Source organism: Cohnella sp. GbtcB17 (assembly GCF_019091135.1).
Classification (GTDB): domain Bacteria; phylum Bacillota; class Bacilli; order Paenibacillales; family Paenibacillaceae; genus Cohnella.
In genome coordinates this window covers 26,746-42,996 of the sequence record NZ_JAGXJW010000026.1, presented here as the reverse complement: position 1 = coordinate 42,996, position 16,251 = coordinate 26,746, and the positions used below count along the sequence as shown (strand labels likewise).

The 16,251-nt window shown below is 48.1% G+C and carries 16 protein-coding genes and 1 pseudogene; 16 read left to right on the top strand and 1 reads right to left on the bottom strand.

Annotation, left to right across the window (positions count from 1 at the left end; translation table 11 throughout):
* The first annotated feature begins 159 nt into the window (after positions 1-159).
* Genes KVT38_RS15785 through cydC form a run of 4 tightly spaced genes read left to right on the top strand, consistent with a single transcriptional unit; the run spans position 160 to position 6,050 of the window.
* On the top strand, positions 160-1,524 hold the full coding sequence (locus KVT38_RS15785; protein ID WP_217594689.1) for a cytochrome ubiquinol oxidase subunit I: 1,365 nt from the start codon (positions 160-162) through the stop codon (positions 1,522-1,524).
* A complete protein-coding gene (locus tag KVT38_RS15780; protein WP_217594734.1) occupies positions 1,524-2,537 on the top strand; it encodes a cytochrome d ubiquinol oxidase subunit II in 1,014 nt (337 codons plus the stop codon). Before KVT38_RS15785 ends, KVT38_RS15780 begins: the two co-directional genes overlap by 1 nt.
* A gap of 31 nt (positions 2,538-2,568) precedes the next feature.
* Positions 2,569-4,317, top strand: coding sequence for a thiol reductant ABC exporter subunit CydD (gene cydD / locus KVT38_RS15775; protein WP_483298176.1), 1,749 nt, complete (start codon positions 2,569-2,571; stop codon positions 4,315-4,317).
* Positions 4,314-6,050, top strand: a complete 1,737-nt coding sequence (gene cydC / locus KVT38_RS15770; RefSeq protein ID WP_217594687.1) for a thiol reductant ABC exporter subunit CydC — start codon at positions 4,314-4,316, stop codon at positions 6,048-6,050. Before cydD ends, cydC begins: the two co-directional genes overlap by 4 nt.
* Positions 6,051-6,115: 65 nt before the next feature.
* Here the strand turns inward: cydC and KVT38_RS15765 are convergent, their stop codons facing one another.
* Positions 6,116-6,802, bottom strand: coding sequence for a class I SAM-dependent methyltransferase (locus KVT38_RS15765; RefSeq protein ID WP_368859110.1), 687 nt, complete (start codon positions 6,800-6,802; stop codon positions 6,116-6,118).
* Between the two features lie 58 nt (positions 6,803-6,860).
* Between KVT38_RS15765 and KVT38_RS15760 the strand changes: the two genes are divergently transcribed.
* From KVT38_RS15760 to KVT38_RS15705, 12 genes and pseudogenes are all read left to right on the top strand, one after another.
* Positions 6,861-7,298 carry an ATP-binding cassette domain-containing protein gene (locus KVT38_RS15760; protein ID WP_368859109.1) on the top strand — a complete coding sequence of 146 codons (438 nt, stop codon included), beginning with the start codon at positions 6,861-6,863 and terminating at the stop codon, positions 7,296-7,298.
* Positions 7,299-7,513: 215 nt separating this feature from the next.
* Positions 7,514-8,059, top strand: a complete 546-nt coding sequence (locus KVT38_RS15755) for a 2'-5' RNA ligase family protein (protein ID WP_217594685.1) — start codon at positions 7,514-7,516, stop codon at positions 8,057-8,059.
* Between the two features lie 340 nt (positions 8,060-8,399).
* Positions 8,400-8,813: a DUF3052 family protein gene (locus KVT38_RS15750; protein WP_217594684.1), complete on the top strand. Its 414-nt coding sequence runs from the start codon at positions 8,400-8,402 to the stop codon at positions 8,811-8,813.
* Between the two features lie 405 nt (positions 8,814-9,218).
* Positions 9,219-10,052, top strand: coding sequence for a hypothetical protein (locus KVT38_RS15745; protein ID WP_217594683.1), 834 nt, complete (start codon positions 9,219-9,221; stop codon positions 10,050-10,052).
* A 140-nt stretch (positions 10,053-10,192) separates the two neighbouring features.
* Positions 10,193-11,065 carry a DUF1206 domain-containing protein gene (locus KVT38_RS15740; RefSeq protein WP_256454863.1) on the top strand — a complete coding sequence of 291 codons (873 nt, stop codon included), beginning with the start codon at positions 10,193-10,195 and terminating at the stop codon, positions 11,063-11,065.
* A gap of 152 nt (positions 11,066-11,217) precedes the next feature.
* On the top strand, positions 11,218-11,850 hold the full coding sequence (hxlA, locus tag KVT38_RS15735) for a 3-hexulose-6-phosphate synthase (RefSeq protein ID WP_217594681.1): 633 nt from the start codon (positions 11,218-11,220) through the stop codon (positions 11,848-11,850).
* A gap of 4 nt (positions 11,851-11,854) precedes the next feature.
* Positions 11,855-12,412: a 6-phospho-3-hexuloisomerase gene (gene hxlB, locus KVT38_RS15730; RefSeq protein WP_217594680.1), complete on the top strand. Its 558-nt coding sequence runs from the start codon at positions 11,855-11,857 to the stop codon at positions 12,410-12,412.
* A gap of 135 nt (positions 12,413-12,547) precedes the next feature.
* Complete coding sequence (locus KVT38_RS15725) at positions 12,548-12,940, top strand: winged helix-turn-helix transcriptional regulator (RefSeq protein ID WP_217594679.1); 393 nt, start codon at positions 12,548-12,550, stop codon at positions 12,938-12,940.
* A 220-nt stretch (positions 12,941-13,160) separates the two neighbouring features.
* Positions 13,161-13,966 (top strand): annotated as a pseudogene (locus KVT38_RS15720) (class I SAM-dependent methyltransferase).
* Between the two features lie 33 nt (positions 13,967-13,999).
* Positions 14,000-14,506, top strand: a complete 507-nt coding sequence (locus KVT38_RS15715; RefSeq protein WP_217594678.1) for a hypothetical protein — start codon at positions 14,000-14,002, stop codon at positions 14,504-14,506.
* A 113-nt stretch (positions 14,507-14,619) separates the two neighbouring features.
* Positions 14,620-15,063, top strand: a complete 444-nt coding sequence (locus tag KVT38_RS15710) for an ASCH domain-containing protein (RefSeq protein WP_217594677.1) — start codon at positions 14,620-14,622, stop codon at positions 15,061-15,063.
* 282 nt (positions 15,064-15,345) lie between these two features.
* A complete protein-coding gene (locus tag KVT38_RS15705) occupies positions 15,346-16,044 on the top strand; it encodes an aspartate/glutamate racemase family protein (protein ID WP_217594676.1) in 699 nt (232 codons plus the stop codon).
* Positions 16,045-16,251 lie beyond the last annotated feature (207 nt).

Here is a 16,251-nt window from a genome sequence, read left to right as displayed (position 1 = left end):
CCCGATCGGGCTTTTTTTGTTTTTTTCATCAAGTTGTCGGATAGAAGTGATCCATTGTTGAACGATTGAGGGAGAAGGTGTGACGGCGATTGAACCGGCCAAGGACAGAGATATAATCAACACAGATTACATATGGCTTTGGGAGGGAGGCAGCAAGGAATGGGCGTAGATACGGTTCTATGGAGCAAGCTGGTGACGGGAATGACGCTGGGATTCCATATGATATTCGCGACGATCGGTGTCGGGATTCCGCTCATGATCGCAATTGCCGAGCTTTGCGGCATCCGCAAGCAAGATGCGCACTACACGCTGATGGCCAAGCGGTGGGCGCGGGGGTTTGTTATATCGGTCGCAGTCGGTGTCGTAACAGGCACGGCCATCTCCCTGCAGCTGGCCTTGGTATGGCCAAACTTTATGAAGCTGGCAGGGAACGTGATTGCGCTCCCGTTATTCATGGAGGTGTTCGCTTTCTTTTTCGAAGCGATCTTTCTGGGCATTTATCTGTATACGTGGGATCGGTTCAAGAACCCGTATATCCATTGGCTGCTCACAATCCCGATTGTCGCAGGGGCAGGCATGTCCGCCGTTTTTATTACGACCGTGAACGGTTTTATGAATCAACCCGGGGGATTTGAGATGCAAGACGGGCAATTTACGGCCGTTAACCCGGTGCAAGCGATGCTGAATACCGCGACGTTCTCCAAAGTGTTCCACGTATTAAGCTCGGCCTATCTCACAGGAGCGGCTCTGCTCGCAGGAATAGCCGCCTTTACGATGCTCAGAAAGGGAGTAACCGGCTACCACAAAAAAGCGCTTAAGCTTATGATGACGGTCGTCCTGCTGTTCGGCGCGCTAAATACGCTTGCCGGAGACGAGTCCGCCAAGTTTTTGGCCGAACACCAGCCAGAAAAGCTGGCTGCCGGGGAATGGCATTTTGAGACCCAGAGCGGCGCGGATCTGATCTTGCTGGGATGGCTTCATGCCGAGCAAAAAATAGAAGGCGCGCTTCATCTGCCGAAAATGCTCAGCTTCCTTGCCTTCGGAAACTTCAATGCAACAGTAACGGGCCTGAATGAATTTCCTCCGGACGAACGCCCTCCGCTTATCATCCATTACTTTTTTGACTTGATGGCCGGCATCGGCTTTGCATTGTTGGGCATATCCGTGCTGTACTTCCTGTTTGCCTTTTGGAAAAAACGCAACGAGCACAATAAATGGCTGCTCCGCCTTATAGCTGCAGGTGCGCCGCTTGCCTTTTTGGGCGTCGAGCTGGGCTGGTTTTTCGCAGAGCTGGGGCGGCAGCCGTGGATTTTGCGAGGATATATGCGCGTAGAAGAAGCGGCGACGACATCGCCAAGCGTGAGACTTCTATTTTTCCTGTTCCTTCTCCTTTACGTTGTGTTAGGCGCGGTCAGCGTACTCGTTCTTCGGCGCTTGTTCAACCATAATCCGGCGGAAACCGAGATGGAGAAATGGGCGCGGCGTGCGGACGAGAAGCGAACAGGGGAGGGGGCGCATACGTGATGAGTTACGATTTGATCGGAATTTCGGTTCTGTGGCTGTTTTTGTACGGCTATCTGATCGTTGCCTCCATTGACTACGGAGCCGGCTTCTTTGCCTTCTATGCCCGCCTGACCAAGCAAGACCCGCTCATTAATCGTCTGATCTCCCGTTATTTGTCGCCCGTATGGGAGATTACAAACGTATTTTTCGTCTTTTTCTATATTGGGATGATCGGATTTTTCCCGGATACGGCCTATTACTACGGCTCGGCGCTGCTTGTTCCGGGGAGCATCGCCATCGTGCTGCTCGCTGTTCGCGGATCGTTTTATGCATTTGAAAACTATGGTTCCAAAAATAATATCGTCTATCTGTTTTTGTACGGCGCATCGGGGTTGCTGATCCCGGCCTCGTTGTCCGTAGCGCTGGCTCTGTCCGAAGGCGGCTTTATCCTGAAGCAGGAGCAGACAGTATCTCTCGATTATAGGGCACTGCTTACGAATCCGTTGTCGTGGAGCATCGTCGGGCTCGCCATTGCGTCTGTCTTATTTATCAGCGCCTGCTTTCTGGCGTTTTACGCATCGCGGGCAGAGGATCGAGCCGCGCTGAAGCTTATGCGAACCTATGCGCTGTTCTGGAGCACGCCGACGATCATTATCGCCCTGACGGCCTTTATCTACTTAGGGCAGCACAATGAGCGGCATTATCAAAATATGATGGATTTATGGTGGCTGCTTGCCCTTTCTGTCGCATTTTTTATGATGGCGATGTGGCTGCTATATCGAGGCCGCCGTTATGGGCTCGCTTTCGTTTGCGTCATGCTTCAGTTTTTATGCGCTTTTTTCGCATACGGGATCGGGCAGTATCCCTATATTCTTGATCCCTACATTACGATTCAGGGCGGCGTCACCTCATCCGCTATGGGCTTCGCGCTGGTGGTCGTATTTTTCGGGGGCATGTGTCTGTTGATACCTTCTTTGATTCTCGTTTTTAAGCTGTTCCTGTTCGATGCGGATTATGTGAAAGGGAAAAAGTAGGGGGCTGAGTTAGGTGGAGAGAAAAAGAAGCATGATCGCCATACAGATGACCGCCCAACGCAAACGCCTCGTTTACCTGACCTTCTGCTCACTCGCGCTAAGCGCCGCTATTGTAAGTCAGGCTGCGTGGCTGGCTGAAGCCGTCCAACAAATCTTTGTGGAGCAGGCTTCCTTTTCATCGGTTGCGGGACTGCTCGGCATCCTGCTGGTCGTCATGGCGATACGCACCCTGTTGTCGTACGGGAACGGGAAGCTTGGCTTGCAAATGGCAGCCGCCGCCAAAACCAATATGCGAGCAGCCGTACTTCAGCATTTTACACATTCATCAATAGCTTTCTCGCTTCGAGGGCAAACGGGGGGAAAGGTCAGTCTCGCGCTGGATGCCGTGGACGAGGCGGACAGCTACTTCAGTCAATACTTGCCGCGTACGGTGGAGACGGCCATGATCTCCGTTCTGATTGTAGTCGTTACGTTCACCCAACATGCCAATTCAGGTATTATCCTGCTGGCCACGGCTCCGTTCATCCCGATTTTTATGATATTGGTTGGGCTAAAAACGAAAAATAAATCCGAAGAAAAGTATGCGCAGCTGGCCGAGTTTGCCGGTACATTTCTGGATTCTCTTCAAGGGCTCGTTACGTTAAAAATATTCGGACGGGCCCGCCGGCAGAAGCAACAAATCGAACGCAGCAGCTTCAAATACCGCGATGCCACGATGGATATTTTGAAAATTGCATTTACGAATACACTTATGCTGGAGTCGATCGTCATGCTGAGCATCGGGATTGTCGCGCTCGAGTTGGCTCTGCAGCTGTTGGTGTTCAAATCGATGTCGTTCCATACGGCCTTTTTTGTTTTGCTGCTCGTCCCCGAATTTTACGGCTTGCTGAAGAGCTCGGGCACGGCTTTTCACAACGGTCGAACGAGCATGGGGGCGATGCGCAAGGTGGAGACGATGCTCGCGGGCTCGACCGATAGCAACGAGCTGAAAGATCAGCCGGCAGGGAGCCGGACACTTCCGAACAATTTGTCTCTCATGCCGCCCGCCATTGAATTGGACCATGTGCGGTATCAGTATGCACCCGATGCCTTCGAGCTTCAAACCGGTTCGCTCACGATCGGACCTGGAGATCATATCGCCCTCGTCGGTCCTAGCGGATCCGGCAAAACGACTTTGCTCCATCTGATAGCGGGATTGCTTCAACCGGCGTCGGGGAGCGTTCGGGTGAATGGCAGCCCGCTTACGCCGCACGACGAGACGATATGGTTCGAACAGATGAGCTATATTACGCAGCATCCTTATATTTTCGCCGGTACCTTCGCCGATAATATCGCGATCGGAGCCGGTCGGCATGTGTCTAGGGAGGAAATTGAGGCAGCGGCTGCGGAAGCGGGACTGTCGAAAGTGGTGGCCCAGCTCGAGCAGGGGCTGGATACTCAAGTCGGCGAGGGCGGGAGAGGACTATCCGGCGGGGAAAAGCAGCGACTTGCCCTGGCGCGCGCTTTTTTGAAGCGTCCTTCCATCATATTGTTCGATGAACCGACCGTCGGACTCGATCTTCAGACCGAAGACATCCTGCAACGTTCGATTGCCTCCTTGGCCCAGTCGGCGACGATGATCACGGTGGCTCACCGACTGTATACGATTAGACATGCGGACAACATTTTGTTTATGGACCATGGCGCACTCATTGGCTCCGGACGTCACGACGAGCTCATGGAGCGCTTGCCTGCGTATGCAGAAATGATTGGTTTCCAACGAGAGGGGGTGCCGGGATGAGCGAGCTTGCGATTTTGTCCCAAGCGATGATTCGGGAACGCAAAGATATCCTTCTATCGATTGTAGGCGGATTTGTCGCCGGCATTGCCGGTGTGGTCCTCTTTTCCGCGAGCGGTTATCTCATTTCGCAAACGGTGTTTGCGCCCCCACTTTATACGCTTATCGTACTGACGTCGCTGGTCAAGTTGCTTGGCTTGCTTCGAGCGGCGAGTCGTTATGGCGAGCGCTTGTACTCGCACAGAGCGACATTTTCTATGCTTAGCCGCGTGCGGGCATCCTTTTTCTCCAAGCTTATTCCTTTGACGCCGGGCATTTTGAATCGTAACCGTAGCGGGGACCTGCTGGCGCGAATCGTGGGGGATGTAGAGGGGCTGCAGCACTATTTTCTACGGGTGGCGTATCCGCCGATCATTGTCGTTATGGTCTTTTTATCGACGATGCTGGCTGCCGCTTCCTTTTCGGTCTGGATCGCTTGCTTACTGTTGCTCGGCATGTTGGCGACCGTATTCGTCGTGCCGGGTATCGTGTTGCTGGGATATCGTGGCGTGAACGGGCAGGTTCGCAAGCAGCGGGCGTCGTTGTCTGCGGAAATAACAGAGGTGCTGTACGGTTATCGTGAGCTTAAACTTTATGGTCAGCTTGCGCAGAGGGAGCGGCAGCTTCGCCAAGCCTCCGGCGCATTGGCAGCGGCGCAGCGGCGAGCGGCCGGACAGCTGCTGCGCGGGCAATCGCTGCATGCCTTTGTCACCTATCTTATATGCTGGGGCGTGCTGGCGCTTGGCGCTTATCTGATCGCCCATGGAACGATGGCAGGCGTATATTTGGCGATGCTGGTCATGGCCGCATTAACTGTATTTGAAGAAGCCGCGGCTATGGCTACGTTGCCGGCTTATAAACAGGATAGCGAGCATGCAGCCAAGCGGCTGACGGAGGCTGTATTAACGCCTCCCCTGCAGCCGGAGTCGCCTGTGCAGCCAAGTCGTGCATTAAATACGGACGATGCCCTATCTATTGAAATATCCGGCGTTTCCTTCCAATACGAAGGGGAGTGGAGGCCGGCGCTGAACCACTTTTCATTGCAAATGCCACCGGGCTCCAGGACGGCTATTGTCGGCCCCAGCAGCTGCGGCAAGTCCACGCTGATCGAATTGTTGCTCAAGCTGCGTACGCCGACGGCCGGCGATTTGCGGCTGGGCGGCATATCGGTAGACGAACTGGAGGCATCGAGCATATGGAACACCGCTCATGTCGTGCTCCAGCAAAGCCATTTTTTCCGCGGAACGATCCGGGACAACTTGCTGATCGATGGGGAGGACCATACGGACGACGACTTGTTGAATATCCTCGCTAAAGTTCAGTTGCCGACTGCATCATTATCGGACCCCGTATACGAAAAAGGAGAAAATTTATCGGATGGCGAAAAACAGCGCTTGGCCTTGGCGCGTGCCATGCTTCGCAAAGGGAAGCTATGGCTGCTGGACGAACCGACGTCTTCAATGGACTATGTGACAGAGCGGCGTGTCATGACGCACCTGTACGAACAAGCATCAGAGGATACGCTGCTGCTCATCTGTCATCGACTTAACGGATTGGAGGATTTTGATCGCATCGTCGTTGTGGAGCAAGGAAGCGTGATTGAATCGGGTTCCTATTCCGCGTTAATGGAGCAAAAAGGCTATTTTTATCGAATGAAACAATTCGAGCAGCAACTGATGAACAGCCTCCCTCACTGAAGGTGCGGAATTATCGCTGCCGAGAGTCCCACGCGAAAAAGGGACTCTCGGCTTTTTGCCGCTGTTCAACGGAACGCCGTGATCGCGAACATCGGCCGATGCTTGTTCAACACTTGCTCGGCCGGCGTATAAAGTCCTTCGTCGAACCCTTGTCGGACGGTCGTTTCTTTGAATCCGATAGGACGAAGCATCGCGATATCCCAATCCGGCCGAGCAACATAGGAAAGCGGCAAGGTCAGGGTAATCCGATCGCCTTCGCCGATTTCCTTCTCGCTTCGATAGGGCACGTAACCGGCTGCGGCGGCTTCCAGATTGACGGCTTCTTGCAAGGTGGCCGCTGCGGGATCGGTCAAATGAAAATTCCAATTCGCGTCCAATATTATGACTTGACCGTCGCATTTTAACCAGGAAAACCACTTCTTATAAGCGTTTATTGGATCGGGCAGAGTCCATGTCACATTCCGGGAAATGATGATGTCATACGATTCCGGCAGGGCGAAGTCCAACAGGTCCGACAAGACCAGCTCGACATCGCATCGATGCTTCTCCGTATTAATCCTGGCTTTGGCAAGCATCTCCTTGGAGGAGTCGATCGCCGTCACCCGATGCCCGAGCCGGCTGAGCAAAATACTGAAGTACCCAGGCCCCGTGCCCACATCCAGGATGGACAGCCCCGAACGGTCTTGCAGCAGGCTTTTTAAAATCTGGGTCCAGCGTTCGTTTCGACTGTCGGATAGTTCTTGATCGATGATCGAATCGTAGATATCGGCACCCTTATCCCAATAAAATTCGAGCTGTTGTCTTCAATATATTTTCCAAAATACAAAATCCGCTTTGAATCCGAGAATGACGGTCTTCCAAAGCTTGGAGGAGCCGCTGCTTCATTACTCCAATCTGGATCGCCGCCAAAGAAGAGACGAAGTTCACGCTTATGCGGCACGTGTCGGCTTGCCCATGGATAAACTTCCGGCAAGACCCAATCAGCTCAGCGGCGGTCAATATCAACGCGCCTGCATTGCCAGAGCATTGATCGCCAAACCGCAACTGCTTGTCTGCGATGAGATTGTCTCTAATCTGGATATGATTCACCAGGTAAAAATCATCACTTTGCTTAAGCAGCTAAAATCGGAAGCGGGAATTTCCCTTTTGTTCATTACACACGACTTGCGTGTCGTTCGCGAATTATGCGATGAAGTGTTGGTTATGGTAAACGGATCGATAAAGGAAAAGGAAGTGCTGCAACAGTAGCAGAAGACGAAAGCCGGCTGCCTTTCTTCGGGCAACCGGCTTTTTGCATTCCATTTCTTTGTTCAACCTCTCGTTCCCATATTAAACGCCGAGTGCTGGCACATTAAACAAGTGGGCGGGATAGCACAACAAGTAATAGAAGGTAAATATAGGATCGTATCGAATTATAATGTATCGTATGTGTCTTGCAATTGCTTGAACATGGGGGGTGTAAAATGCCTTTTTTCATAGGAATTGTTCCACCTGAAGAATATAAAGAGCAAATTTTGGTGTTTCGCAATAAATGGGCTAAGACATTTCGAAATCGATGGGATATTAACGGATTTAGGGCTCCTGTGGAGCCTCATATTACGGTTAAACTTCCAAATGGACTTACGGAGGATATGATTTGGCTTGAAAGGGTCAGGGAAACTTGTGCTTCATTTCCGAGCTTCCAAATCACATTGTCTAAACCAGGATCATTTGGAACAGCGGTTGCTTTCCTAAGCGTTGAATCGAAAGAGATATTTCGTCTACATAAAAATCTGGTAGATGCGATCTCCCCACCGCCCGAATTTATTGACAGGAATACAGAGCTGGATAATTTCATTCCACATTTGACTTTGGGACAAACCAAATGGGGCATGACTGAAGCAGAAATCATAGAAATGAAATCGGCTGCGAGTGAAGTATTACCGCCTTTTCCAAGCTTTGATGTCACCTCCGTGCGGTTATTTGATATCTCAAACAACGTACCTTTAGAGGATATCAAGCTTGCCTAGTTATTCCGATCATTCATTAGGGGCAGACATGAGCAGAGCCTTTCTCACATTAACGGAGGTGGATTGTCTTTGAATGTATTGGCATTCGTCATGTTCATTGTTTATGGGCTTTTTATTTTACTCGGCTTGTATAGTCTGTATTTATTTATCAAGTTAGCGACACGGGGAATCGAAGCATTAGATATATACCTGGACGAGAAGCGTAACAGGCGTTTATAGGGTGCGGTGTGATGAGGATGGAAGCTGTGCGGCTGATTGTTGGTACATTTCTACATGGTTATTGAGCCATTCACTTGCTTGATTCCTTTATCTTAAAAGCCAGCCGGCGGAGGTAGATATAATGAGTGTTGGTTATTCAGGTACTCCACTCGTAAAAAAGCTCGGAATTAAAACAGGATTAAGGGTTTTGTTGATTAATGAGCCCAGTAATTATTTCACTTTACTAGGCGAAATACCAATGATCGAGAGATTAAGTAGAGATTATAACTCGAATGATTTGGATTTTGTTCATTTGTTCTCTACATCACAAGAGGAATTATTTCCTTTATTGAACGAGTATAAGGACAGCATCAATCAATCAGGTATGATATGGGTTTCTTGGCCGAAGAGGGCTTCAAAAATAAAGACTGATTTAAGCGACGAGATTATAAGGAAATATGCAATAAACATAGGTCTGGTTGACGTTAAGGTTTGTGCTGTTGATGAGGTATGGTCAGGGCTAAAATTCGTTATTCCACTGAAAAATAGAAATTAATTAATTTTGAGAAGCTGAAATGTACGCAAATTCAGTAAGCATTTGATGAACCTTCGTTTCAAATCGAATCCATAAGTCAATTATCATCATTCATTAAAGATGCAACTCATTTCTGATGGGGGGACAATAATTGAACAAATATATGTTCCATATAATTACCAGTGTAATTTGTATTTTGATACCCCTGTTTGGACTCATATATTTTTTATGGGATTCTTATCAACCTCAATTAGGAGCAGTAGGTGACGGAAAAACAAATTATCCCTCTATCCCTCAATTAATACCTGTTGTATTTTGTATTATCCTTGGAGTGATGAATTTACCTATAGCAATAACTCGGTATAGACAACACAAAAAGACTAAAGACGACGAAAATGGATTAAATTAACGGGAGCCTGTGGAGATATGGAACACAAAAAAATAATCGAGGAATTCAAGAAAGAGATAAATAAACTAAAAAAAGAAACGATTAGCGAAGAACATATTCGTGAATGGTACGATCTCATAAAAGAAAGTATACAAAATGACATTAAAGACGGGCACAAAGATACGATTGCCAGGAATCTAACGCTTGGAATAGGCGTGCATGCCGGAGATTATCCTAAGCATCTAATATTAAATGGCGAAAAAGAAGGATGGAAATATATCACCCGTTTTCTTTTGTGGGAAGAGCATATGCTACAAAAGCTATTTGATTATAAAGAAGTCACTTCTAGATCAATTGGGTGCATTATAGGTTTATCGCTGCTGTGGGAAATGACTGATTTATCGAAGCTGTCCAGAGACTATTTCCAGTTATTATTTGAAAGCAATAAAGATAAATACGCTCAAAAAGAAACCCATCATTTGTTTATGGCGCTTTTATATGATCTAAACCATTCCAAAAAAGTAAATCAGGAACTTTATGCTATATTGCCGGAGCAAAATGTATATAAAAAACTATTTGACCATTGGTATTCCACTGATGAAAAATTGTTGAAGGATCTGCTTTATGAAATTTGTGATTTTCATATTTATAGTTCGTTAGATTTGAAAAATAAATTTTCCGAGATCCTATCCATGAATTATATACCTTATGATGTTCGGCTCATCGAAAAAATGAGACAACATCAAGGATTAATCCCTATTTCAATTGAACATCCTTTGTTAGAAACTCAGCTCGCTGATCTTCCTGAATGTTCCTATGAATGGGATTTGTCAAAGGATGAAGTCTATCAGTATTTATTAAGAAGAGAATAAAGAGATGGGATCCACGTCTAACGCGGATTTTTTGTTGTAGCGGTACCAGATATGTTTTGCGTGCTTAGTCACAAGGGTAATGAGGGTTCGACTTGTAATTAGAGGGGAGGGAAGGCGAAGGCGAAGATCTTCGCCGAAAGATGAGCGGTCTTAAAACGGAAAAATACGCACAGAACATTCATATACATGATTCGACTACAACGAAATCACGAAAGGCGATTCACGAAGCGTTGCCTGCGATCGATAAATTCGCCAAAGCGGGTTACTCGGCAAAGGGGACTGTTTATATCATGATCGGGGCATTGGCCATGATGACCGCGGTCGGGCATCGAAAGGAAACGTCGGATACGAAGGGTGCCATTGAGACGATCGGCGCGCAGCCGTTAGGCGGTATTCTGCTGCTCATTCTTGCCGTCGGACTGGCGGGATTCACGGCTTGGCGGTTTGTACAAGCATTCGCGGATCCGGACGATGAGGGAGGGGACATAAAAGGAATCCTAGTACGCGCCTCTCGTTTTGGCGGGGGAATCTTCTATGCGGTAATCACCTATCATGCAGCGAAAACGATCTTGGGCGGCCGGCCGTCTTCGGATAACAACGAACAGACGCTGACAGCCGTATTTCTGCGTCAACCGTTTGGCGCTACGTTAATAGCTGCAGCCGGACTTGGCTTCGCTATATACGGGATAATTGAGATCGTCAAAGCGATTCGCAACTCTTTTACGGACTCATTCAAATTGAATAAAATAAAACCTGCTATGTATCGGTACCTTGTGGCTACGGCGAAGTTCGGTCTGTGTGCCAGAGGCGTCGTATTCGGCCTGATCGGTTATTTTCTCGTACGCACCGCTGTCTATTCCGATCCTGAAGAAACGAAAGGCTTGGACGACGCGCTCGCCGAGCTCGCGCTGCAGCCGCACGGTCGCTGGTTGCTCGGCGTAGCGGCGTTCGGGTTCGTAGCGTACGGGCTCTATATGTTCGGACTGGCCCGTTACCGGAAGACGATCGGCTAGCGCTGCGAATTGGGACATTCTGTAACTTGCCGCCCCATAGTTTCCTCCAGGTAACTACCTCACGCGAAAGTGCCTACTTACAAAAATGAAACGATGACTCTACAATAGGCAGAGCTAAGCAACAATTATCATGCTGAAGGAGAGATCATTTCATGGAGCTTCAATTGGCGCTGGATCTTGTAGACATTCCCGGAGCGAAAGCGGTCGTCGCGGAAGTGGCGGAGCATATAGATATCGTCGAAATCGGCACGCCGGTCGTCATCAACGAAGGACTGCGGGCGGTAAAGGAAATCAAAGAGGCATTTCCTTCGCTTCGCGTGCTGGCCGATCTGAAGATCATGGATGCAGGCGGCTATGAGGTCATGAAGGCCTCCGAAGCGGGCGCGGATATCGTCACCGTGCTGGGCGTATCCGACGATTCGACCATTCGAGGCGCCGTCGAAGAAGCCCGCAAGCAGAACAAAAAGATCATGGTCGACATGATCAACGTGAAGGACATTGAAGGCAGAGCCCAAGAGATCGATGCGCTGGGCGTGGATTACATCTGCGTTCATTCCGGATACGACCATCAAGCTGAGGGCAAAAACTCCTTCGAGGAGCTAATGGCAATCAAACGTGTCGTCAAACAGGCGAAAACGGCTATCGCCGGCGGCATCAAGCTGGATACGCTGCCCGAGGTCATCAAAGCCCAGCCGGACCTGGTCATCGTCGGCGGCGGCATCACCGGCCAGTCGGACAAAAAGGCGACCGCAGCCGAAATGAAAAAACTGGTCAGCCTGGCCTAAGCGAATGGAAGCGACCCAATATGTCGCCGAGATCGTCAAGGAGCTCCAGCAGTCCGTGGCACAGATCGCCGATACCGAAGCCGAGACGTTGGCGGATCTCATCTTGCGATCGAACAAGGTGTTTGTCGTCGGGGCGGGAAGATCGGGACTGATGGGACGGGCGTTCGCCATGCGTCTCATGCATAGCGGCATTCACGCTTACGTGGTCGGGGAGACGGTCACGCCCGGCATCGACCAAGGCGACGTCCTGATCGTCGGCACGGGCTCGGGAGAAACCAAAAGCTTGATCCCGATGGCGCAAAAAGCGAAAAGTCTCGGCGCATCCGTGGCGGCCGTCACGATCGCGCCCGAGTCGACGATCGGAAGCTTGGCGGATGCGGTGGTCAAGTTGCCCGGGGCGCCCAAGGATCAAGCAAGTGGCAGCCATGCGACCATTCAGCCGATGGCTTCGCTGTTTGAACAGACGTTATTGCTCTTTTACGATGCTGTAATTCTAAGAATCATGGAAAAACAAGGGCAGGATACCGGCCGGATGTACGGCAGGCATGCCAACTTGGAGTAGGCCGCTACCCGCCGCACGAATGTCCGACAGTCCTCGCCGCTTGCGGCGGGGGCTGTTCTTTAGTTTCCAAATGGAAAGTATAAGCTTTTACAACCTGTAATAGCTCGTTGTATACTGCCTAGAGGAGGGATGACGATGGCGACGGAGATCAAGGATCGAATCGATTTGACGACGATCAACTGCGAGAAGGAACTGACTCTGGCGGTGATCGGCGGCAAATGGAAGTTAATTATATTGTGGCATCTTGGCTTGGAGGGCACCAAACGGTTCAGCGAGCTGAAAAAGCTGATCCCGCACATTACGCAGAAAATGCTGACCAATCAGCTGCGTGAATTGGAGGAAGACCAGCTGGTTTTCCGAAAAGTGTACCCTGTCGTCCCGCCTCATGTGGAATATACGTTGACGGAGCACGGCGAGAGTCTCATCCCTGTGCTGAAGATGATGTACAATTGGGGCAAAAGTTACGGCGAACAGGTCATTTGGAAGGATGACAAGACGGGCCTAGAGACCGCAGTCTCCGACGCTTAATTTAATCCGCCCAGCCCGCATCCCCTCAAACGAGTAATTGAGGGGATTTTGTTTTTCCTTGGGGCGGTGGCGCGTCTCGACTGACGCGGATGCCATCTTCTTGATCAAACTAAGGAAGCCCCGGAAGGAATTGAAAACAGAATTCCATCCATTTATACTCTTATTGCTGAAAAAGGTCAGATCAAATAATGTATTTAGCCTGTTTAGGGGGGACGATGGCATGGACAACAATTCTGTATATAGCGCAAAAATTATTGGCGGTGGTGAGGTTGGTGCCTTCACTGTCGATATGGATAAGCTTAATATTCACGAAACAAATAGCTCATTTTGGAATTCAAAAGGAAATGATATTTTAGGACCAATCGCCCTCCCGCATTATGGAGCATTTGTCTCTGAAGATAAGCTGCAGCTTTTTGGCAATGTCAAAGGAAAGAAGGTACTCGAAGTGGGCTGTGGAAGCGGTCAATCCTTGCAATATCTCGGGGAACGAAACGTTTCTGAACTTTGGGAATGGATTTATCGGCGAACCAAATTGAAAAGGCAAAGCGGCATTTGACGGCGTGCGGTCTTTCAGCTACATTAATCTGTTCCCCCATGGAAGAAGAATGCGGCATACCTGAGGGCTATTTCGACTTTGTTTATTCGATTTATGCCATAGGCTGGACCACCGACCTTGAAGGCACCTTTTGCCGAATTGCTTCCTATTTAAAAAAAGACGGAGTATTTATTTTCAGTTGGTCTCACCCTATACACAAATGTGTTGTTGCAGAGAATGATAGGCTTGTTTTTAAAAAATGTTACTTTGATGAGTCCTGGTATTCGGTAACGCTCGGGGAAAATGCGCTAGCCTTAGCGGACCGTAAACTATCGACTTATGTGAATGCATTGGCAAAAGCGGGATTTGCCATAGAGCAAATGATTGAGGAATCCGATGATGAAATGATGCGATCAAACGACAGCGATTTTGCCAAAAAAGCAAAGATGCTTCCAGTGACATTTGTGATCAAGGCACGAAAACAAGTTTAACTTGAGACTCAATCGTTTAAGGAAGGAAACTTTATGAATCGCTATTTCAAGTGGATTGACGATGATATTATTAGAGGCACTATTTACGTAGAAAGTTTAGATGGTTATGCAATAAAACAGATTGCAGTAACACCAAACAAATACATAGCTTCCAACCGAAAAGATGAAGAACGTCATTATTATTTAGCTGAAGGGCTACTGGATGTAAAAGAAATAATTAAGTATGGTGGTTCAGAAATTAGTAGAAAGCAATTTTATGGTATATGGAATGTATATAAAGAAGGATTAAATGATAAATGGGACATAACAAAATTAAGATTTCCTATTGATTCAGAAGCTGAGGGCATAATAGAAGTGTTTTATCCTCAAGGAGTTATTATAAGCATTGCGGAGCATGTAATTTGTGTGGCTGATTATAACAAGTGCAAAGGCAGCACGGCACCAGAAAATCTTTATCCAGGACACAAAGTAACAGGCAAAGTTGTCGGGTACGATGAAGAAAATATGTGGTTAGTTATTAACAATCCAACGGTGTTATAAGAAGTCAAAAGCATTGTCCCATTATTAGCCGCAGCATTCGCGGCTTTTTTGTTTTATGGGATTATGTTTGGGGAATAGTAAATTCATTATGAACAGCAATGGAGCGTATAGGAATGAAAGTACTATCCATGATTCAACCATGGGCGACTCTGCTTGTCCAAGGCGAGACTCTATATGAAACCAGATCCTGGAAGACAAGGTATCGCGGACCGTTGGCCATTCATGCAAGTCAGAAAGTCGATAAGCAGGTCTGCAAGCACGAGCCCATACGTTCTTTACTCGCCAAGAATGGCTTTACGGAACAAAGCCTCCCTACGGGGGTTATCCTTGCCACTTGCGAGCTTACAAATTGTTATCGGGTCATCGAAGCTAATCATACGTCAGCCATTTTGGATTGCGGGAAGGTTGTGACGGGAGATGACTTGCTGTTGGGCGATTACAGTCCAGGTTATTTTGCTTGGGAAATAGCGGGTTTCCGTCAGTTGAAGCCCTACATTCCGGCGAAGGGTAAATTGGGATTATGGGAATATCCGATAGACGAAGAGTTGATGATATGATTTAGCTTGTTTTATGCTGCGAAAGTTGAGTTAGAATGTATGAAGACCAATATAACAGGGGGTAGGAGCATGGTAACCCTCCTTGACGGAACTTCTTTGCCCAGATTCGGCCAAGGTACGTGGCATATGGGGGGACCGCCTTGATCTTTATCTTCTTTACTGGAGAGGAAGCAGAGCTTACCGAGAAAGACTTGGAGATGTTAAAGGAAGCGTTCCCCAAACCGAGTAGTAAGGTTCAACTCGACATTATTTAAGTCAATACTTAGTGGAGGCAAGAATCGAATGAAAACAATAGGTCTTATTGGTGGAATGAGTTGGGAGTCATCTTTGCTCTATTACCAAATCATCAATCTACGTGTAAAAGAAAAGTTAGGCGGCCATCACTCCGCTAAAAGTCTCATGTATTCGGTGGATTTTCAAGAAATTAAGGATTTACAAGATCAAGGAAATTGGGATGAAGCCACTAGAATTATGATGGACTCGGCACAAAAACTAGAAAAAGGTGGAGCCGAGCTCTTACTCATATGTACCAATACGATGCATAAAATGGCAAACGAAGTTGAAACGTCGATATCTATCCCTTTAATACATATCGCAGATTCAACAGCAATCGAAATTATTAAAGACGGTATTAAAAAGGTAGCTTTGCTGGGGACTGCTTTTACGATGGAGCAAGACTTTTACAAAGGTAGACTTGTTGAACGCTTTGGACTTGAGGTTATTGTTCCAAATGAAGCGGACAGAATGGTCATACATGACATCATTTATCAAGAACTCTGTCTTGGAATTGTAAAAGAAGCGTCTAAGCAATCCTACATAAACATCATCAATCGTCTTGTTCAACAGGGAGCAGAAGCTGTAATTCTTGGATGTACAGAAATTACGCTTCTCATTTCACAAGACGATTGCCCTATACCGATTTATGATACAACAAGACTTCATGCTGAATGTGCTGTTGACTTCGCTTTGAATGAGAGGTAGAAAGTGATTAAATATGGCTAATTCAAGGCGGCTAGGAGCAGTATGAAACTGCGCCTAGCCGCTTTGTGACCTTATGAATTTCATATCCGTACATTCATAATTTCATATTCCGGCGGCTGAACGATTGAAAAAAAGAACGGAGGTTTGTTGTAAGATGGAGAAAATAGATCCATTTTCATTAGGACGGTGACGCTCTCTGGTTGCGTT

Excerpts from the sequence above, each read along its gene's own strand:
- KVT38_RS15785 (WP_217594689.1), top strand. The coding sequence starts at position 160 with ATGGGCGTAGATACGGTTCTATGGAGCAAGCTGGTGACGGGAATGACG.
- KVT38_RS15740 (WP_256454863.1), top strand. The coding sequence starts at position 10,193 with ATGAGCGGTCTTAAAACGGAAAAATACGCACAGAACATTCATATACAT.
- cydD (WP_483298176.1), top strand. The coding sequence starts at position 2,569 with ATGATCGCCATACAGATGACCGCCCAACGCAAACGCCTCGTTTACCTG.
- hxlB (WP_217594680.1), top strand. The coding sequence starts at position 11,855 with ATGGAAGCGACCCAATATGTCGCCGAGATCGTCAAGGAGCTCCAGCAG.
- KVT38_RS15780 (WP_217594734.1), top strand. The coding sequence starts at position 1,524 with ATGAGTTACGATTTGATCGGAATTTCGGTTCTGTGGCTGTTTTTGTAC.
- KVT38_RS15755 (WP_217594685.1), top strand. The coding sequence starts at position 7,514 with ATGCCTTTTTTCATAGGAATTGTTCCACCTGAAGAATATAAAGAGCAA.
- KVT38_RS15745 (WP_217594683.1), top strand. The coding sequence starts at position 9,219 with ATGGAACACAAAAAAATAATCGAGGAATTCAAGAAAGAGATAAATAAA.
- KVT38_RS15750 (WP_217594684.1), top strand. The coding sequence starts at position 8,400 with ATGAGTGTTGGTTATTCAGGTACTCCACTCGTAAAAAAGCTCGGAATT.
- KVT38_RS15710 (WP_217594677.1), top strand. The coding sequence starts at position 14,620 with ATGAAAGTACTATCCATGATTCAACCATGGGCGACTCTGCTTGTCCAA.
- KVT38_RS15705 (WP_217594676.1), top strand. The coding sequence starts at position 15,346 with ATGAAAACAATAGGTCTTATTGGTGGAATGAGTTGGGAGTCATCTTTG.
- cydC (WP_217594687.1), top strand. The coding sequence starts at position 4,314 with ATGAGCGAGCTTGCGATTTTGTCCCAAGCGATGATTCGGGAACGCAAA.
- KVT38_RS15715 (WP_217594678.1), top strand. The coding sequence starts at position 14,000 with ATGAATCGCTATTTCAAGTGGATTGACGATGATATTATTAGAGGCACT.
- hxlA (WP_217594681.1), top strand. The coding sequence starts at position 11,218 with ATGGAGCTTCAATTGGCGCTGGATCTTGTAGACATTCCCGGAGCGAAA.
- KVT38_RS15725 (WP_217594679.1), top strand. The coding sequence starts at position 12,548 with ATGGCGACGGAGATCAAGGATCGAATCGATTTGACGACGATCAACTGC.